At 70.9% G+C, this 19177-nt stretch carries 19 protein-coding genes; 15 read left to right on the top strand and 4 right to left on the bottom strand.

Going from position 1 to position 19177, the window contains the following annotated elements:
• Positions 1–83 precede the first annotated feature (83 nt).
• Positions 84–1703: an MFS transporter gene (locus tag ABZ208_RS16660; protein WP_356910206.1), complete on the bottom strand. Its 1620-nt coding sequence runs from the start codon at positions 1701–1703 to the stop codon at positions 84–86.
• Between the two features lie 95 nt (positions 1704–1798).
• Here ABZ208_RS16660 and ABZ208_RS16665 point away from each other — a divergent pair, with 95 nt between their 5' ends.
• On the top strand, positions 1799–2386 hold the full coding sequence (locus ABZ208_RS16665) for a TetR/AcrR family transcriptional regulator (protein WP_356910207.1): 588 nt from the start codon (positions 1799–1801) through the stop codon (positions 2384–2386).
• Here ABZ208_RS16665 and ABZ208_RS16670 read toward each other — a convergent pair.
• Entirely contained in the window at positions 2381–3706 is a 1326-nt protein-coding gene (locus ABZ208_RS16670) for a helix-turn-helix domain-containing protein (protein WP_356910208.1), read from the bottom strand. The genes ABZ208_RS16665 and ABZ208_RS16670 overlap by 6 nt on opposite strands.
• 172 nt (positions 3707–3878) lie before the next feature.
• On the opposite strand from ABZ208_RS16670, the gene ABZ208_RS16675 reads away from it, so the two are divergent.
• The 9 genes from ABZ208_RS16675 (at position 3879) to ABZ208_RS16715 (ending at position 11477) form a co-directional block, all read left to right on the top strand.
• Entirely contained in the window at positions 3879–4805 is a 927-nt protein-coding gene (locus ABZ208_RS16675; RefSeq protein ID WP_356910209.1) for a proline dehydrogenase family protein, read from the top strand.
• 256 nt (positions 4806–5061) lie between these two features.
• Positions 5062–6693: an L-glutamate gamma-semialdehyde dehydrogenase gene (gene pruA, locus ABZ208_RS16680; RefSeq protein ID WP_356910210.1), complete on the top strand. Its 1632-nt coding sequence runs from the start codon at positions 5062–5064 to the stop codon at positions 6691–6693.
• Between the two features lie 127 nt (positions 6694–6820).
• Positions 6821–7060: a hypothetical protein gene (locus ABZ208_RS16685; RefSeq protein WP_356910211.1), complete on the top strand. Its 240-nt coding sequence runs from the start codon at positions 6821–6823 to the stop codon at positions 7058–7060.
• 108 nt (positions 7061–7168) lie between these two features.
• A complete protein-coding gene (locus ABZ208_RS16690; protein ID WP_356910212.1) occupies positions 7169–7540 on the top strand; it encodes a hypothetical protein in 372 nt (123 codons plus the stop codon).
• 101 nt (positions 7541–7641) lie between these two features.
• Positions 7642–8187 (top strand): GNAT family N-acetyltransferase, encoded by a 546-nt coding sequence (locus ABZ208_RS16695; RefSeq protein ID WP_356910213.1) that lies wholly within the window; start codon positions 7642–7644, stop codon positions 8185–8187.
• A gap of 231 nt (positions 8188–8418) precedes the next feature.
• Positions 8419–8547: a hypothetical protein gene (locus ABZ208_RS16700; protein WP_356910214.1), complete on the top strand. Its 129-nt coding sequence runs from the start codon at positions 8419–8421 to the stop codon at positions 8545–8547.
• Between the two features lie 202 nt (positions 8548–8749).
• Entirely contained in the window at positions 8750–8935 is a 186-nt protein-coding gene (locus tag ABZ208_RS16705; protein WP_356910215.1) for a hypothetical protein, read from the top strand.
• Between the two features lie 126 nt (positions 8936–9061).
• Positions 9062–10105 carry a 3-isopropylmalate dehydrogenase gene (locus tag ABZ208_RS16710; RefSeq protein ID WP_356910216.1) on the top strand — a complete coding sequence of 348 codons (1044 nt, stop codon included), beginning with the start codon at positions 9062–9064 and terminating at the stop codon, positions 10103–10105.
• Between the two features lie 259 nt (positions 10106–10364).
• A complete protein-coding gene (locus ABZ208_RS16715) occupies positions 10365–11477 on the top strand; it encodes a branched-chain amino acid aminotransferase (protein ID WP_356910217.1) in 1113 nt (370 codons plus the stop codon).
• 6 nt (positions 11478–11483) lie between these two features.
• Here the strand turns inward: ABZ208_RS16715 and ABZ208_RS16720 are convergent, their stop codons facing one another.
• The gene (locus ABZ208_RS16720) at positions 11484–12905 is read right to left on the bottom strand and encodes a cytosine permease (RefSeq protein WP_356910218.1); all 1422 of its coding nucleotides are present in this window, start codon (positions 12903–12905) and stop codon (positions 11484–11486) included.
• 167 nt (positions 12906–13072) lie between these two features.
• Here ABZ208_RS16720 and ureA point away from each other — a divergent pair, with 167 nt between their 5' ends.
• The 5 genes from ureA to ABZ208_RS16745 all read left to right on the top strand — a co-directional run bounded on the left by ureA (position 13073) and on the right by ABZ208_RS16745 (position 17980).
• Positions 13073–13759 (top strand): urease subunit gamma, encoded by a 687-nt coding sequence (gene ureA, locus ABZ208_RS16725; RefSeq protein ID WP_356910219.1) that lies wholly within the window; start codon positions 13073–13075, stop codon positions 13757–13759.
• Positions 13759–15441, top strand: coding sequence for an urease subunit alpha (locus ABZ208_RS16730; protein WP_356910220.1), 1683 nt, complete (start codon positions 13759–13761; stop codon positions 15439–15441). The genes ureA and ABZ208_RS16730 overlap by 1 nt, the downstream gene beginning before the upstream one ends.
• A 26-nt stretch (positions 15442–15467) precedes the next feature.
• Positions 15468–16490: an agmatine deiminase family protein gene (locus ABZ208_RS16735; protein WP_356910221.1), complete on the top strand. Its 1023-nt coding sequence runs from the start codon at positions 15468–15470 to the stop codon at positions 16488–16490.
• A gap of 336 nt (positions 16491–16826) precedes the next feature.
• Positions 16827–17051: a hypothetical protein gene (locus tag ABZ208_RS16740; RefSeq protein WP_356910222.1), complete on the top strand. Its 225-nt coding sequence runs from the start codon at positions 16827–16829 to the stop codon at positions 17049–17051.
• Between the two features lie 323 nt (positions 17052–17374).
• A complete protein-coding gene (locus tag ABZ208_RS16745) occupies positions 17375–17980 on the top strand; it encodes a TetR/AcrR family transcriptional regulator (RefSeq protein WP_356910223.1) in 606 nt (201 codons plus the stop codon).
• Here the strand turns inward: ABZ208_RS16745 and ABZ208_RS16750 are convergent.
• Positions 17952–18719 carry a hypothetical protein gene (locus tag ABZ208_RS16750; RefSeq protein WP_356910224.1) on the bottom strand — a complete coding sequence of 256 codons (768 nt, stop codon included), beginning with the start codon at positions 18717–18719 and terminating at the stop codon, positions 17952–17954. The genes ABZ208_RS16745 and ABZ208_RS16750 overlap by 29 nt on opposite strands.
• Positions 18720–19177: the final 458 nt, after the last annotated feature.

The raw sequence follows: 19177 nt of genomic DNA on the forward strand, positions 1-19177 counted from the left end.
ATCCCTGCTGGACGCCCGAAAGGGCCCGGGAAACCGGGCCCTTTCGGCATGTCCGGGGCGGAACGCACGGCGGCCGGGGGCGGTCAGAGCGCCGCGGCCTTGGCCCGCGCGGCCCGTTCCTGCGTCGTGGTCCCGCCCGCCGCGGAGGCCGATTCGTGCGCGGGGTCTTCGGCCCGCTCGGCCGGGCCCACGGTACGCAGCAGTACGGCGGCGAGAACCGCGGCTCCGACGAGCAGTACCGCACCGCCTGCCGCGGCGATCTGCATCCCGTGGACGAAGGCCTCGCGCGCCACCTCCAGTACGGCCTGTCCGGCGCCGACCGGCAGCTGTCCGGCGACGACCGTCGCGCCGCCGAGTGTGTCGCGCACGGTGTCCAGGGCGTCGGCCGACAGGCCCGCGGGTGCGGAGTCGGCGATGTCCCTGCGGTAGACGGCCGCGCCCACGCTGCCCAGGACCGCCATGCCCAGCGCTCCGCCGAACTCCTGCCCGGTCTCCAGCAGCGATGCGGCCGAACCCGCCTTCTCCGCCGGCGCCGCGGCCAGCGCCATGTCGGAGACCAGCGACATCACGGTGACGATGCCGCATCCCATGACGGCGGCGCCGGCCAGCACGATCCACAGTGTGTCGGTGCCGGTGAGGATCAGGATCGCGAACCCGGCCGCGCCGACGACGAATCCGGCGGCGACGACATAGGCGCGGTCGACCCGCTGGGCGACGGCGCCGGCGGTGGGGGCGGCGACGCCGATCGCGAGCGAGGGCGCCAGGCTCCACAGCGCGGCCTCCATCGTGCCCATGCCGAGCACCGACTGGAGGTACTGGGTGGTGAAGTAGGCCGAGCCCATTATCGTGAAGGCGGCGACCGCGTTGAGGGCGATCCCTGAGCCGAAGACGCGCCCCCTGAACAGGGTCCGGCTGATCATGGCGTCCGGGCGGCTGCGCTGACGCTGTACGAACACCCAGCCGACCGCGAGCCCGCACGTGATGAACAGAGCCCTGACCGGGCTCCAGCCGTCGGCCGCGATCTCCTTGAGCCCGTACACGACGGGGAGGACGGCGCCCATCGACAGCGGCACGCTCAGCAGGTCGAAGCGGCCGGGTGCGGGGTCCTTGAACTCGGGTACCAGCACGGGCACCAGGACCAGCAGGAGCAGCATCGCGGGCACGTTGACCAGGAAGACGGAGCCCCACCAGAAATGGTTCAGCATCAGGCCGCTCATCACCGAGCCGAGCGCGATGCCGCCGGCCATGGCCCCGGACCAGATGCCGATGGCCTGACTGCGCTGCTTGTCGTCCTGGAACATGCTCCGCACGAGCGCCAGCGTCGAGGGCATCAGGGTGGCACCGCCGATACCGAGCAACGCCCTGGCGGCGATGAGCATTTCGGCACTCTGAGCGTAGGCAGCGGCGATGGAGGCGATCCCGAAGGCCGTGGCCCCCATGAGCAGGAGCCGGCGCCGGCCGATGCGGTCGCCGAGTGAACCCATGGTCATGAGCAGCCCGGCGAGGGCGAAGGCGTAGATGTCGAAGATCCACAGCTGCTGCGTGCTGCTCGGGTCGAGCTCGCGGCTGATGGCCGGGATGGCGAAGTAGAGGACGGAGACGTCCATCGAGACCAGGAGGAGCGGGAGCAGGAGGACCACGAAGGCGGTCCATTCCTTGCGTCCGGCGCGCGAAGTGGCGCTGCGCGCGGTGGAGTTCGTCATGACGAGGAATGTACGCACGTATTAAACGTCCGTCTAGTACGACTGTGTAAAACGACCGTATTGGACGGCTGTATGGTTGCCGGTACGCTGCTGACATGGGACATCGCGAGGATCTGCTCGAGGGCGCGAAGCGCTGCCTGCTGGAAAAGGGGTTCGTGCGCACCACGGCGCGCGACATCGTCAAGGAGTCGGGGACGAACCTGGCCTCGATCGGCTATCACTACGGCTCGAAGGACGCCCTGCTCGCCGAGGCGTACGTCGCCCTGGTCGAAGGGGTCTCGGACGACTTCGACGCGACCGAGCGGGCGACGACCGGGACGCGGTCCGGTTCGCTCGAGAGGTTCCAGGAGGTCTGGGCCAACGTCATCGGCACCATGTCAGGGCCCGACTCGCTGTGGCGGCTCAGTATGGAGATCGTGGTCATGGGCGACCAACTGCCCGCAGTGCGCGACCACTTGGCCAAGGCCCAGCGGGAGGGAGCGCGGGGGATCATCCCCATGCTCATGGGCGGTGAGGAGGCCGACGTCGCGGAGGAGGACGTCGACACGCTCGGCAAGTTCTACATGACCCTCATGATGGGCCTCATCGCCCAGTGGATGTTCGACCCGCAGACGGCCACCCGGGCGGACGAGTTGACGGAGGGCCTGCGCCGGGTCATCAAGGCCGCCCGCGAGGCGTCATAGCCGCGCGCCCTTGAGTGCCATGTGCAGCAGCAGCCGGTCCTCGCCCTCCGTCAGGTGCAGACCGGTGAGCTCCTCGATGCGCGACAGGCGGTAGTAGAGCGTCTGGCGGTGGATGCCCAGGGCCGCCGCGGTGCGGCTCGCCTGGCCCGCGCAGTCGAGGAACACCTCGGCGGTGCGGGCCAGTTCGGCATGGGCGGGGGAGAGCAGCTCCTGTACGGCGGGGTCGGGCCCCGTGCCTGGGGGCAGCGCCGTCAGCATGCGGTACGGGCCGAGGTCCGACCACCGGGCGACCGGGCCGAGCCGGGGTTCGGCCAGCGCCGCCCGCGCCGCCGAAGTGGCCTCGTACCAACCGGTGTCGAGGTCGGCGAGTCCGCGTCGCGGTGCGGCCACCCCCGCGGCGGCTGCCGCGCCGCGGCCCGTTGCGGCGCTCGCACCTTCGGTGCCCTGGGTGGGCCCGCCACCCGCGGCGGCTCCCGGGAGTCCGTCGGCGCCCCGCGCGCCCCCGGCCGCCGTGGCTTCCTCCACGGGCCGGCGGCCTGGGCCGGCTGCCGGCCCCGCATCCGCGCCCGCGGCTTCGCGCAGCCGGGCGGCCACCGTCAGCGCGGGGGTCAGGTTGTCGGCCGAGCGCAACCGCACCAGCGCAGCGAGAGTGTGCTCGGCGGGCCCGCCCGGAGCCCCGGCCGCCGCCCGCGCCGGCAGCGGCACCGTGCACAGGGCCGACGTGCCCGGCAGCGAGCGTGGCGACGGAGCGTCCCCCGCGGACCAGGGCGTCACGCACACGACGGTGTGCAGCCCGTCGGCGTCCGGGCCGAGTGCCGTACGCAGCGCCGCCACCGCCATGTCGTACTGCCAGCCCCGCCCGGCCGAGAGCACCGCACGGAACTCGCGGGACAGGTCTGCGCCCGCCCGCTCCTCGTCCGCGAGCAGGGTGCCGATCCGCTCGGTGACCTCCATCGCCGCGGCCAGCTGCTCGGCGGTCGGCCCCGGGTCCGCGTCGAGCAGCCATACGTACCCGAGCACCACGCCCCGGTGCCGTACGGGCAGGCAGATGCGGTCCCGGAAGACGCCGGCGTCGGGGGCGGCGGGGATGCGGACCGGGCCCGTGGCGCGGGTGATGCCGTACCCCTCGAACCAGGAGCGGACCGCGGGCGTGGACTTCCTGGTGAGGATCGAGCGGGTCCGGACCGGGTCCATCGCCGTGTCGTCCTCGCTGTCGTGGGCCCCGAAGGCGATCAGCCCGAAATCGCGGTTCTCCAGCGTCGCCGGGACGGCCAGCAGCGCCGAGATCTCGTCGACGAGTTCTTGGTAGTCGCCCTTCACGCCGACATTCTCGCACCCCCTTCAGACAAATGTCTGAGATCCCGGCCATGGATGCGTGACAGCTGTCGATGGCCGAGGATCGGAGCGATCCTTAGGTTTCACGGTGGTTCTTCGTGCCGTTCCCGTCTCGTTCGGTTCCGGCCCCCTTCAACCTGCTTCGTGGAGGTGCCCCGTGCTGGCTCCCGTGATCCTCGCCGCGTCCCGCAGCGACAAGATGCGCCGTTTCGTCTCGGCCGCTCCGGGGACCAAGCAGGTGGTTGCCCGGTTCATCGCCGGCGAGACGGTCGACCAGGTCGTCCCGATCGTCAAGGAGACGGTCGGCAAGGGGCTCGAGGTCACGCTGGACGTGGTCGGCGAGGACATCACGACCCGCGAGCAGGCCGCCGCGGCGCGCGACGCCTACCTCGAGCTGATCGAACACCTCAAGGGCCTCGGGTTCGGCACCAAGGCCGAGATGTCCGTCAAGCTGTCGATGTTCGGCCAGTGCCTGGAGGGCGGACACGAGCTGGCGCTCGCCAATGTCCGCCCGGTCGTGGAGGCCGCCGCCGCGATCGGCACCACGGTCACCCTGGACGCCGAGGACCACACCACCCTCGACTCGATGTTCGCCATCCACGAGGAGCTGCGGAAGGACTTCCCGCAGACCGGATGCGTCATCCAGGCCTACCTGTTCCGCACCGAGGAGGACGCCCGCCGCCTCGCCGCGAACGGCAGCCGGGTCCGTATCGTCAAGGGCGCGTACAAGGAGCCCGCCTCCGTCGCGTACCAGGACAAGTCCGAGATCGACAAGGCGTACGTCCGCATCCTCAAGATCCTTATGGAGGGTGAGGGGTACCCGATGATCGGGTCCCACGACCCGCGCCTGATCGCCATCACGCAGGAGCTCGCCCGCAGCGCAGGGCGCAAGCTGGACGAGTACGAGTTCCAGATGCTGTACGGGATCCGCGGCGACGAGCACGTCCGGCTCGCCGCCGAGGGGCACCGGATGCGCGTCTACACCGCGTACGGCACCGACTGGTACGGCTACTTCATGCGGCGCCTCGCGGAGAAGCCGGCCAACCTGCTGTTCTTCGTCCGCTCGATGATCACCAAGGGCTGAGCGACGGTTGTCGTCCCTCAGGCGTTCAGGCGCATCCTGGATGACGACAGCCACCGCTCTTCGGCCGGATGAGCCGGGCCCGGTTCCGTTCCGCCGTCGGACAAGGAGCTACGGAACTCGTGACTGCGCCCCATAGGCGCTTCTCACCCACCCGCCGAAGCAAGCTCGTGACGGTCAAGCCCTGACCGCTGCAACGTAAGCCACCACTTCAGTTCCTCTCAGCTGAAGTCAGGGATTCACTCGGAAGAGGTAACTCATGGACGCTGTGACCCAGGTCCCCGCTCCCGTCAACGAGCCGGTGCACGGCTACGCCCCCGGTTCGGCGGAGCGCCTCCGCCTCGAGGCCAAGCTCAAGGAGCTGGCCGAGAACCCCATCGACCTCCCGATGACCATCAACGGTGTGAAGCGCATGGGCGGCGGCGAGCGCGTCGACGTCGTACAGCCGCACAACCACCGGGCCGTCATCGGCACCTTCGCGGGCGCCACGCAGCAGGACGCCCAGGACGCGATCGACGCCGCGCTCGCCGCCGCCCCGGCGTGGCGCGCGATGGCCTTCGACGACCGCGCCGCGATCATCCTGCGCGCCGCCGAGCTGCTGGCCGGCCCGTGGCGCGAGACGCTGGCCGCCTCCACCATGCTGGGCCAGTCGAAGACCGCGCAGCAGGCCGAGATCGACACCCCCTGCGAGCTCGTCGACTTCTGGCGCTTCAACGTCGCCTACGCCCGCCAGATCCTGGCCGAGCAGCCGCCGGCGAACTCCCCGGGCGTGTGGAACCGCCTCGACCACCGCCCGCTCGAGGGCTTCGTCTACGCGATCACCCCCTTCAACTTCACCGCCATCGCGGGCAACCTGCCCACCGCCCCCGCCCTCATGGGCAACGTGGTGGTCTGGAAGCCGTCCCCGACGCAGACCCACGCCGCTGTACTGCTGATGCAGCTCCTCGAGGAGGCCGGCCTGCCCAAGGGCGTCATCAACCTGGTGACCGGCGACGGCATCGCGGTCTCCGAGGTGGCCCTGAACCACCGCGACCTGGCCGGTATCCACTTCACCGGATCGACCAAGACCTTCCAGCACCTGTGGAAGACGGTCGGCAACAACATCGAGAAGTACCGCTCCTACCCGCGCATCGTCGGTGAGACGGGCGGCAAGGACTTCGTCGTCGCCCACCCGAGCGCCGACCGCGCCGTCCTGAAGACCGCGCTGACCCGCGGCTCCTTCGAGTTCCAGGGTCAGAAGTGCTCCGCGTCCTCGCGTGCGTACATCCCGGCCTCGATCTGGAACTCGGGCTTCAAGGAGGAGTTCGCGGCCGAGGTCGACGGCATCAGGATGGGTGACGTCACCGACCTGACGAACTTCATCGGCGCCGTCATCGACGAGCGTGCCTTCGCCAAGAACAAGGCGGCGATCGACCGCGCGAAGGAAGACCCGACCTGCACCGTCGTCGCGGGCGGCAGCTACGACGACTCGGTCGGCTACTTCGTCCGCCCGACCGTCATCGAGTGCTCCGACGCTTCGAACGAGGTCTTCACGACCGAGTACTTCGGCCCCATCCTCGCCGTGCACGTCTACGAGGACGAGAAGTACGACGAGATGCTGGCGCAGATGGAGTCCGTGTCGGCGTACGCGCTGACCGGCTCGATCATCGCCGGTGACCGCGCCGCCGCGGCCGACGCGATGGAGAAGCTCCGCTACGCCGCGGGCAACTTCTACATCAACGACAAGTCGACCGGAGCCGTCGTCGGCCAGCAGCCCTTCGGCGGCGGCCGCGCGTCCGGTACGAACGACAAGGCGGGCGCTCCGCAGAACCTGATGCGCTGGACGCTGACCCGCGCGATCAAGGAGACGCTGGTCGCTCCGACCGACTACCCCTACCCCCACATGGGCTGACGCCCGCCCGGGGCAGAGCCCCGTCCGTGATCACCGCCCCCTGCCGATCCCCCCAGACCGGCCGGGGGCGGCTCACGTCCGGCGGGCTTACGCTGCTGGAAGGGGGGACGAGGTCTGGAGGGACGACATGCCTGGTTCCACGACTCTCGGCCCCGGCCACGGGGTCGACGTGATCGATCACCCCGACGCCCAGCGGCTCGCCTCCGTCATGCGCGAGCTGCACCGGCTGCTGGACATGGCGGGCCCGAACCGGATCACCGAGGCGCAGGTCGCCGCCTTGTGCGGGGGCGAGGCGCATCACCGCGAGGAGTTCACCCGGTGGGTGGACGGAGCCGCGCGCCGGCTGGAGGAGACGACCTCGGCCTGACGGACCCCCTGCCTCTTCGTCCCACCGTGCCATACTCCCCGGGTGTTCGAACTCCTCCCGGGACCGCGCCTGTTGTTGCCGCACGGTGCAGGGACCTTGAGCTTCGGCATGGGGGAGCAGCAGGCGCAATGGGCCTTGTCCACGCTCTGCGACGTGCGCCCGGGCTGGGTCTGCGGCACGGCTTGGGCGTGCTCGGGGGAGTTCGACGGCGTCAGGGTGCTGATGTGGGGAGCGCTCGAGGAACCGCACACGGGCGAGCTCGAGTTCATCGAGGTGGCCCGGATCGAGGACCCGCCCCGAGGCCCGTGCGTGACGCCGTTCGTCTGGGACGGCATCGATCTGCTCGGGTATCCGCAGCGCGAGATCGCGCCCTTCGTGCCGGACGAGGCGGAGCTGTGCGTACCCGCCGTCCCTGAGGCGTATGTGAGCGCCGTCCGGCTCGGTGCGGGCCGGCGGCGCTCGGCGCGACCCGGACCGTGAACGGTGCCAACTCCCCTTCCAGGGACGGTTTTCCGACAGTCAGTTCCTGCGCCGCCACCGGCTCGGTACCTGACGCGTGCGGTGCCTGCGAGAGTTGCGCCATGAGTGACACGCTGCGCACGGCGCACACGTACCAGCTGTCCGACGGCGCACTCGCCGAGATCCGGTCCCTGCTCGACACCGCCTTCCACGGGGACTTCGGCGACGAGGACTGGACCCACGGCCTCGGCGGCATCCACGCCTGCGTACGCGACCGGGACGGTCTCGCCGCCCATGGCAGCGTCATCATGCGCCGGCTGCTGCACGCGGGGCGCTCGTACCGCGTCGGATACGTCGAGGCCGTCGGTGTCCGCGCCGACCGCCGCCGCCAGGGCCTGGGCGGCCGGGTGATGGCGGCGCTGGAGTCGGTGATCGACGGCGCGTACGACCTCGGCGCCCTGTCGGCCTCGGACGACGGCGCCGCGCTGTACCGCGCCCGGGGCTGGCACCTGTGGGGCGGCCGGATCGAGGCGCTGAGCCCCGACGGAGTGGTGCACCTCCCGGACGAGGAGACCTCCACCTACCTGCGCCCGGCGGCGGACCGTCCCCTTCTGGACCCGGCCCGCGGCGCGCTGCTGTTCGACTGGCGCGACGGCGACGTGCTCTGAGGCGGTCCCGGCACACCTCGTCCAAGATCGCGTCTCAGATAGTAGGAAGTCCGAGTAATTGTGGAGACAGAAGCGTGTAGCTGACTTAGCTTTGTAGAAGCCGAACGTCTCGCTCGATCCAGCGAATGGCGGCTGCGAGCCCGTGCCCTATGCAGGCAACCCCTGCGGCACCGCTCCCCGCCCCTTCCGGCACCTTCGAAATCTCTCGTGATCTCCAAGGAGTCGATCACCATGCCCGCTGAGACCGTCCGCCGAGTCCGACACTCTTCCCGCAGCAGTGAGTCCGACCGCAAGAACGCCGCCGCCGCCCTGCAGCGAGCCCTCGACCGCAGGGACAACGGAGGCGAGACGGGCCACTGAGCGACGGGCCGAGCCCGCCACCCACGCACCGTCACGCCCCACCTCGCAGTGGTCGATGCGCTTGCCGCTCCCGGCAGGCGCGGAGACCTTGAGCTTCGGGCTCGCGCCGGCCTCCGCCTCCACCTCGAGGAACGAGAAGCCGGTGCACCGGACACGCGACCACTCCGCGGTGTCCGGGCCGGGCAGCCGCAAGCTTCGTCCGGTGGAACGTCACGACGGTGTCGTGGCCATGGGCGTTGCCCTCGCGGCTGCCTTCACCCCGAGCCCGAAGCCGTACGGATCCGCGCATGCTCATGCCGCGCACGAGCTGTGGGGGGCCGAGGTCCAGGGTGTCAGCAATGACGCCGAACGTGTCAGTAACTTCCGCCCCCACCGGACTGACGGGTGAATGCCCTTCGAACCCCGGTGGATCGAAGGGTGTCGCCCGCCGCGGCCGTCAGCTGGGGCGACACGCCGCACGTCCACATGATGGACGTCGGATGTCATGGGGTGGGACGCGGAGTAGGGTGCCGACATGTCTCGCAGCATCAATCTCGCAGTGATCCCCGGTGACGGCATCGGCCAGGAGGTCGTGGCTCAGGGCCTGAAGGTCCTTGCCGCCGTCCTCCCGCAGGATGTGAAGCTGGAGACCAAGGAGTACGACCTCGGCGCCCAGCGCTGGCACCGCACCGGTGAGACCCTCCCGGACGCGGAGCTCGACTCCCTCAAGAACCACGACGCGATCCTGCTCGGCGCCATCGGCGACCCGTCGGTGCCGTCGGGTGTGCTGGAGCGCGGCCTGCTGCTGAAGCTCCGCTTCGCCTTCGACCACTACGTCAACCTGCGTCCGTCGAAGCTGTTCCCCAACACCGCGACTCCGCTGGCCGGCCGCCCCGACATCGACTTCGTCGTCGTGCGCGAGGGCACCGAGGGCCCGTACACGGGCAACGGCGGTTCGCTGCGCACGGGTACGGAGCACGAGGTCGCCACCGAGGTCAGCGTCAACACCGCGTTCGGCGTGGAGCGCGTCGTCCGTGACGCGTACGAGCGCGCCAACGCCCGTCCCCGCAAGAAGCTGACGCTGGTCCACAAGAACAACGTCCTCGTCTACGCCGGCCACATGTGGAAGAACATCTTCGACAGGGTCGGCCAGGAGTACCCCGAGGTCACCACCGACTACCTGCATGTCGATGCCGCGACGATCTTCTTCGTCACCCAGCCGGAGCGCTTCGACGTCATCGTCACCGACAACCTCTTCGGCGACATCCTCACCGACCTCGCCGCTGCCGTGACCGGCGGTATCGGCCTGGCCGCGTCCGGCAACATCAACCCGACGGGCACGTTCCCGTCCATGTTCGAGCCCGTCCACGGCTCCGCGCCCGACATCGCGGGCACGGGCAAGGCCGACCCGACGGCCACGATCCTCTCCGTCGCCCTCCTGCTGCGTCACCTCGGCTTCGAGGCCGAGGCCGTGCGCATCGAGGGGGCCGTCTCCGCCGACCTCGCGGAGCGCGACGGTGACACCGTCCGCACGACGGACCAGATCGGCGACGCGCTCGCGGTACGCGTAGCGAGCTGACCCGACCGACTGCATTCCATCGGGGCTTCGCCCCCGCACCCCCAGTCGCCGCCGGGTCGCTTCAGCGCCCGGCGGCTTCTCCTGTGCGGCCTCCGGGTGCCACCATCAATCCAGGGCCGTACTCACACCGTTCCCCCCAAGGTTTTGCGCGCGCGATAATCGGACGTGGGCCGTGTCGCGCGGGAGAACTCGGACGTCCAAGCATCAGCTGCGGCGTGAGCGCGGTCCGTCACAACAACCGGTGAAGGACACTGCACTCATGACGACGCCCTCGATCGAGCTCAAGCCCTCCTCGCACCCGCTGTCCGACGCGGAGCGCGAGGCGATCCTGACCAGCCCCGGATTCGGCCGCTACTTCACCGACCACATGGTCACGATCAAGTGGACCGAAGGGCGCGGCTGGCACGACGCCGAGCTCGTCCCGTACGCGCCGCTGTCGATCGACCCCGCCAACATGACCCTGCACTACGCGCAGGAGATCTTCGAAGGCCTCAAGGCGTACCGCCACCCCGACGGCTCGGTGGCCACGTTCCGCCCCGAGGCCAACGCCAAGCGCTTCCAGGCGTCCGCCCGGCGCCTCGCCATGCCCGAGCTGCCGGTCGAGACCTTCATCGCCGCCTGTGACGCGCTGGTCCAGCAGGACAAGGCGTGGGTTCCGGCGCACGGCGGCGAGGAGTCGCTCTACCTGCGTCCGTTCATGATCGCGACCGAGGTCGGTCTGGGCGTGCGCCCTGCCAACGAGTACCTCTTCATCGTCATCGCCTCGCCCGCCGGTGCCTACTTCCCCGGCGGGGTCAAGCCGGTCTCCATCTGGCTCTCCGAGGACCGCGTGCGCGCCGTCCCCGGCGGCATGGGCGACGCCAAGACCGGCGGCAACTACGCCGCGTCCCTGCTCGCCCAGGCAGAGGCCGCCGCGAAGGGCTGCGACCAGGTCGCCTACCTCGACGCCGTGGAGCACAAGTGGGTCGAGGAGCTGGGCGGCATGAACCTGTACTTCGTGTACGGCCAGGAGGACGGGGGACAGCGGATCGTCACGCCCGAGCTCACCGGCTCCCTGCTCGCCGGCATCACCCGTGACTCGCTCCTCCAGCTCGCAGAGGACCTCGGCTACAAGTCCGAGGAGGGCCGGATCTCCATCGACCAGTGGCGCGAGGACACCGCGAACGGTTCGCTCACCGAGGTGTTCGCCTGCGGTACGGCCGCGGTCATCACGCCGGTCGGCCTGGTCAAGTCCGCGAGCGGCGAGTGGAAGCAGTCGGGCGGTCAGCCGGGCGAGGTCACGCTGAAGCTGCGCAAGGCGCTGCTGGACATCCAGACGGGCAAGGCGGAGGACGTCCACGGCTGGACGCACCAGCTCGGCCGGGACGTGTAGGACGGTTCAGACCCCGGGCCCCGCAGCCTGAAAGGCAGGCTGCGGGGCCTTCGCCCTGCGGGTGCCCAGGGCCGCGTACACCGCACCGCCCACCACCCCCGACAGGACGAAGCTGCAGTCCAGGCCGCCCGTCAGTGCGAGCAGCGGGCCCTCGTACAGCGGGGTGGAGACGGCACCCAGACCCACCGTCGCGCCCAGTGCCCAGGACCCGGCTGCGCGCGGGTGCCACCCCGCGCGGAACCAGTAGACACCGCCGCGTGCCCGGCGGTTGTAGACCTGCAGGGCGTCCGCGTCGTACGTGCCGCCGCAGCGCACGTGCTCGATCAGTGTGATCACCGCCCAGGGTGTGCCGACCGCCGTCAGCAGCAGCACGAACGACGTCATCGCCGACTGTGCGTCCCAGACGAAATGGCCGAGGAAGACGAATGCGGTCGCGACGACGGCGACGACCAGGGTGGCCCGGGTACGTGTGGCGCGCGGCAGGATCGCGTCCAGGTCCAGGCCCATCGAGTACAGCATCAGGCCCGCGTTGCCCACCGAGCCCGCGGCCGCGGCGATCAGCAGCGGGACCAGGTACCAGGTGGGGGAGGCGGCGACCAGCGGACCCGCGTAGTCCGGCGAGGCACGGGCCGCGAGCGCGGTGAACGTACCGAAGAGCTGGGGGACGAGCAGGCCCGCGACCAGCCCCGCGGCGGTGGCGCGCAGCACGAGCCGCGGACTGTGGCGCTGCGGCGAGATGTAGCGCGTGTAGTCGCCGAGCAGCGTGATGAAGGCGATCGGACCGCTCAGGCCCGCGGCGACGGCGGACAGCCCCCAGGTCGGCCAGAAGGAGCCGAGCAGATACGGGGTGTCGGGCAGGGCGGCCGTGGTGAAGTCGGGGGCGTAGGCGATCACACCGAGCAGCAGCAGCCCGGTCATACCGACCGCGAGCACCTTGCTCAGGCGCAGCAGCAGCCGGTAGCCGTACACCGCGCCGACCACGGTGCAGGCCGCGAGCAGGGCGTAGACGAGGGTGTGGGCGAGGCCGCCGGTCGGCAGTCCGGCGATGCGCGCCAGCGTCCCGATCATCACGTCTCCGCCGATCCACAGCGTCAGCGCGGTGTAGCCGAGTGAGAGCAGCAGACCGACGACCGAACCGACGAGCCGGCCGCGCACGCCGAAGGCGGCGCCGCTGGACGTGGACAGATTGGTCGCCGTACGCAGTGACACGAGGGCGAGCGGCGCGGTGACCACGACGCCCACCACTGTGCCGGCGACGACCGAGGTGAGCGAGGGCCACAGTCCCAGTCCGAAGGAGACCGGGAGCCACCCGAAGACGATCACCCCCAGACAGAGGTTCGACCCGAGCAGGATCGAGACGAGATCGCGCGGAGTGCTGGTGCGCTCCCCCTCGGGGACGGTGTCGACTCCGCGCTGTTCCATCGGCATGAGGCTGCCCCTGACGCTGGACTGTTTGAGTGATGCTCTAATTGAGTGCTGTTCAATGTGGGCCATGTCTCGCCCTGAGTCAATGGCTTCAATTGATTTGGCACAAAGGCTTCCGGTCGAGCCGTGCCTGTAATTAGAGTGCTGCTCAAATCAGGAGGTGTGGTGACGTGCGACTGACCCCGACCGAACGCGACCGGCTGCTGCTGTTCGGCGCAGCCGAGCTGGCCCGGGCACGCCGTGCCCGCGGACTGCGGCTCAACGTGCCCGAGGCGACCGCGCTGATCGCGGACACCGTCTGCGAGGCGGCCCGCGACGGACGGCGCCTCGCCGAGGCCATCGCCGCCGCCCGTGCGGTGCTCGGCCCCGACGACGTGCTCCCGGGCGTCGCCGACGTCGTCACCGAAGTGCATGTCGAGGCCGTCTTCGACGACGGGTCACGGCTCGCCGTCGTCCGCGACCCGATCGGTGGCGGCACACTCGGGGCCCACGCGCCGGGCGCGCTGCTGCCGGGGCCCGGCCACGACGAGCTCGAACCGGCACTCACGCTGAGCGTGCACAACACCGCCACCGTGCCCGTCAGCGTCACCTCGCACTTCCACTTCTTCGAGGCCAACCCGCGGCTCCGCTTCGACCGGGCCGCGGCCTACGGCATGCGGCTCGCCGTCCCGGCCGGCTCCTCCGTCCGCTTCGACCCTGGCGGTGAGGCCGAGGTCGGACTGCTGCCGATCGGCGGCGACCGTGTCGCCATCGGCTTCGCGGGCCTGGTCGACGGCCCGCTGGATGCGCCCGGCGCACGGGAAGAGGCCCTGCGCAGGGCAGCGGCCTGCGGCTATCTCGGAGCGGAGGAGAACTGATGGACCCGTACGCATACGCATCCGTGCACGGCCCCCGCGCCGGCGACCGCGTCGTGCTCGGCGACTCGGGACTCGTCGTCCGCGTCGAGTCGGACGCGCAGAAGCCGGGCGACGAGTTTCTGGCCGGCTTCGGCAAGACCGCCCGTGACGGGCTGCACCTCAAGGCCGCGGCCGTACGCGAGACCTGCGACGTCGTCATCAGCAACGTCCTTGTCATCGACGCCGTTCAGGGCATCCGCAAGGTCTCCGTCGGCATCCGTGAGGGCCGCATCCACGCGATCGGGCGGGCCGGCAACCCGGACACCCTCGACGGCGTGGACGTCGTCGTCGGCACGGGCACGTCCATCGTCTCCGGCGAGGGCCTGATCGCGACCGCCGGCGCCGTCGACACCCACGTCCATCTGCTGTCGCCCCGCATCATGGAGGCCTCGCTGGCCTCCGGCGTCACCACCGTCATCGGCCAGGAGTTCGGCCCGGTGTGGGGCGTCGGCGTCAACTCGCCCTGGGCGCTGAGGCACGCCTTCAACGCCTTCGACGCCTGGCCCGTCAACATCGGCTTCCTGGGCCGCGGTTCGTCCTCCGACCCGGCCCCGCTCGTCGAAGCGCTGGCCGAGGGAGGGGCGTCCGGCTTCAAGGTCCACGAGGACATGGGCGCGCACACCCGGGCGCTGGACACCGCGCTGCGCGTCGCCGAGGAGCACGACGTCCAAGTGGCGCTGCACAGCGACGGCCTGAACGAGTGTCTCTCCGTCGAGGACACCCTGCGCGTCCTCGACGGCCGTACGATCCACGCCTTCCACATCGAGGGCTGCGGCGGCGGACACGTACCGAACGTGCTCAGGATGGCGGGCGTGCCGAACGTCATCGGCTCCTCCACCAACCCCACCCTGCCCTTCGGGCGGGACGCGGTGGCCGAGCACTACGGCATGATCGTCTCCGTCCACGACCTCAAGACCGACCTGCCCGGCGACGCCGCCATGGCCCGCGACCGGATCAGGGCAGGGACGATGGGCGCCGAGGACGTCCTGCACGACCTCGGGGCGATCGGCATCACCTCGTCCGACGCCCAAGGCATGGGCCGCGCCGGCGAGACCGTGCGCCGTACCTTCGCCATGGCCGGAAAGATGAAGGCCGAACGCGGCCCCCTGGACGGCGACGGAGCGCACGACGACAACGCGCGGGTCCTGCGCTACATGGCCAAGCTGACCATCAACCCCGCCGTCGCCCACGGTCTCGCGCACGAGATCGGCTCCATCGAGGTGGGCAAGATGGCCGACATCGTGCTGTGGCGGCCGGAGTTCTTCGGCGCCAAGCCGCAACTGGTGCTGAAATCGGGCTTCCCGGCGTACGGGGTCGTGGGCGACCCGAACGCCGCGACCGACACCTGCGAACCGCTGGTGCTCGGCCCGCAGTTCGGCGCGTACGGCGCCACCCCGGCCGACATCTCCGTCGCCTTCGTGGCGCGGGCCGCCGTCGATCTCGGCTCCGACCGGATGCCGACCCGGCGGCGCCGGGTGGCCGTACGCGGCACGCGGGGCATCGGCCCGGGCGATCTGCTGCTCAACTCCCGCATCGGCGACGTCTCGGTGGACGGCCGCACGGGCCTGGTCACCCTCGACGGCGACCCGCTGCGCTCCGAGCCCGCCGACTCGGTCTCCCTCAACCGCCTCTACTTCTTGTAGACCGAAACAGCCCCGAGGACTGATCCATGTTCCGTATGCCGCCCGAGTGGTTCCCGCACGAGCGCACCTGGATGGCCTGGCCCGGCCCCAACCCCACCTTCACGGACGAGGCGGAGCTGGCCGAGGCCCGTCAGGCGTGGGCCTGCGTCGCTCGTGCCGTACGCCGCTTCGAGCCCGTGACGATGGTCGTGGGCACCGGGCAGTCGGACTCCGCGCGCGCCCACCTCGGAGCGGACATCGACGTCGTCGAGCGGGACCTGGACGACGCGTGGATGCGCGACATCGGCCCCACCTTCGTCACCGACGGCCCGCAACTGGCCGCCGTGGACTGGGTGTTCAACGGCTGGGGGGCGGCGGACTGGGCGCGCTGGGACCACGACGAGAAGATCGCCCGCCATGTCGCCGACCTCGTCGGCGTGCCGGTCCACCCGTCACCGCTGGTCAACGAGGGCGGCGCGCTCCACGTCGACGGCGAGGGCACGGTCCTGCTCACCGACACGGTCCAGCTCGGGCCCGAACGCAACCCCGGCTGGAGCCGCCAGGAGGTCGAGGACGAGATCCACGCGCGCCTCGGAACGACAAAGGCGATCTGGCTGCCGCGCGGCCTGAGCGGCGACTACGGCATGTACGGCACGCGGGGCCATGTCGACATCGTCGCCGCCTTCGCCGGGCCGGGCGTCGTGGTCGCCCACACCCAGCCCGACCCGTCCCACCCCGACCACGAGCTCTGCAAGGCCAACGTCGAACTCCTCGCGTCCCGGACGGACGCGAAGGGCCGCCGTCTGGAGGTGGTCGAGGTCCCGGCACCGACGGTGCTGCGCGACGAGGACGGCGAGTGGGTCGACTACTCGTACATCAACCACTACGTCTGCAACGGTGGCGTGGTCCTGTGCGCCTTCGACGACCCTCGCGACGAGATCGCGGCGGGCATCTTCCGGCGGCTGTACCCCGGGCGGACGGTGACGCTGGTCGACGCGCGGGCGATCTTCGCGGGCGGGGGAGGCATTCACTGCATCACGCAGCAGCAGCCGAGGGTGAGTGCCGTGTGACGGCGGCCGGCCCGCCCGGGTGCACCACGTGGTTCCCCTGCGGGGGTGGGCACCGACAGCGGCGGCCGGCCTCGTCCCGGCCGTGGGCAGATGTCGGCCCTCCCGTGGGGAGCCGGGAGGGTCGGCAGGCACCGCCCGGGTTTCCGGCTCCCCGGGCGAGGTGCGCACAGCATGCACCCGTTTCGGCCTGCGGGACAGAGGCCTGACCGGAAAGTCTCGATGGAGTTCCGGTGGTCCGGGCGCGGCGGCCGACGGTCCGCTGTCCCCATGGAGGGGTCGCTGCGGGCGTTGACAGCGTTCGATCATGCCGGGCATCGTCCACGACGGCCCTGACCAGTGCCTCCAGACCTTCTGCTCCTGCCCGACGACGCCTGGTACCTGGAACTGCACGAGACCGCACGGGACGCCGTGCTCGTGGTCGCGATCGTCCCTGACGAGGATCCCGGGCGGGAGCCGACGATCTGCTTCGACGAGAGCGCCGGGCACCACCCTGTGCCGCACACGGTCATGCGGTGGTTCGTGGACGAGTCGCGGGGGAGATCGCGAACGGCCGCGGCCTGATGGAGCTGGACCCGCCGCTCGTCGCGGTGATCCGCCGGCTGCTGGACGTCTTCCAGAGGGTCGTGAGCGAAAAGGACTGCGCACCCCTGCTGGTGATCATTCCGGTCTTCTCCCCGAGCCCGATGTCGGCCTCGTCGTCGAGGGGGTCTTCGGGATCGGGTGCCTGGAGGCGATCGCCTCCGCGAAGGCGGCGCCGGCGTCCCGCGAGGCGGTACGCGGCCTGCGCGAGGAGATGTCCGAGGCAGGTTGGCGCATCACCGACGGCGACCGCCACACATCAGGTAGAACGTACGAGTGAAACCACCGCCCCCGGAGGCCCCCGCATGACCCCCGCGGCCCGACGTCGCAATGTCGCCCCGCCCCGTGAGGCGCTGCTCGCCGCAGCCATGGACACGATCGCCGAGCGCGGGCTCGACGGGCTGACCATGGCCGGGCTCGGGCGTGAGGTCGGTATGAGCAGCGGACACCTGCTCTACTACTTCCGCACCAAGGACGAGTTGCTGCTCCAGACGCTGGAGTGGAGCGAGGGCCGCCTCGGCGCGGAGCGCAGTGCGCTGCTCTCCCGCCAGGCACCGGCGCGCGAGCGGCTCGAGGCGTACGTCGATCTGTACGTCCCCGACGGGCCGCGCGACCCGCACTGGACGCTCTGGCTCGAGGTCTGGAACCGGTCGCAGAACGCGGACGACGACGCCCGGAACCGCCAGGCCGCCATCGAGGGTGCGTGGCACCGTGACCTCGTGGCGCTGCTGGCCGAGGGCGTCTCACGCGGGGAGTTCCGGTCCGTGGACCCTGACCGCTACGCGGCCAGGCTGCGGGCCCTGCTCGACGGATTCAGCGTTCATGTCGCGGTCGGGGTACCGGGCACGGGCCGGGCCCAGGTTCTCGCTCACGTGCGGGAGTTCATCGCCGACGGCTTGCTCCCGGGTTGATGCCCCCTTCCTCCGGAAGCGGGCCCTGGCCCCGCCCCGAGGACGACGGCCGTGCCGGGTGCATGGCGCTCGCGCCCGGCCCCTGGGCCAGACGCTTCCGCATCTTCCGGAGCCCGTCGGCCGCTTGCTCGCGGACCTTCCTCAGCGCATCCGTTTGCCCGCCGGCGCTCGCGGTGAGCACCGTCGCGTCCGCGCGCGCGGTGAGGAGGACATAGACACGGTCCGTCCGCGTCCCGTCCTCGGCGACGACCTGTCTGCCCTCCTCGGCGACGATCTCGTCGAAGCCGGGTACCTGCGGGGACGGCGTCGTGTGTACGCCCACCCAGCGCTCACTGTCGCGGTGCTGCTGCGGACAGCGGCGGATGCCGTCCCGCACGTCGGTCACATACGCCTGCGCCGTGTCCTCGTCGTCGAACAGCCGCACCTCGGACGTCGCCGAGAGACCGGACGCGACCTCGTAGACGCTCCTCGAGACGGAAGCCACCGTGCCCGCCCGGACGGCGCGGCTGGACCACTCGCAGGTCAACAGGACCACGGATTCGGCCACCGGGGCGGTCTCGTACCGCGTACTCCGGATGAAGCCGGGCCCCCAGTCCGCAGGGGTCAGAGCCACCCTGGAGGCCAGCCGCCGGGCTGCCGCCCGGTCGGCCGCCGAACCGGTCGGTGAAGGGGAGCGGGCGATGCTGCCGGCGGTGTCGGATCCGTCCGGGCCGCCGGCGCGCATCAGAGCGGCAGACACGAGCCCGAGGCCGAGCACCGCCGCACCGATGATCAGCGCAAGGCGTCGACGGGGCGGCCGGCGTGCGGGCCCGGGGGCGGGCGGCTGTGTCAGGGGGCCGGTCGGAGGTCCGCCGGGCGGTGGTGAGTTCACCTCGTTCCCATACCACCGGCGTCCGAGGTTCTCCTGCCCGCCGATCGGGTGTACGCCCCGGCCGCCCGCATCCTGAGACCGATGTCCAGATGGGCGCGCACCTGTGGCAGACTGCCGATGTGCTCTCGTTCGCCATGATTATCGGCAACAGCGCGCCGGTCCGCAGTGACCGCTGAACCGTGGACGTATCCCCTCGCGGCAGCGGCACCGTGCCCCAGACCCGCGCGCAGACCTCTCGCACCCGCGAGGGGTTTTTTCGTTTTACGGCCCGACCCAGGCCACAGGCGAACCGCGCGAAGATGGGGGCAAGTGGAGCCAGAACTTCC

This window comes from Streptomyces sp. NPDC006208, assembly GCF_040613775.1.
In the GTDB taxonomy this organism is placed as follows: domain Bacteria; phylum Actinomycetota; class Actinomycetes; order Streptomycetales; family Streptomycetaceae; genus Streptomyces.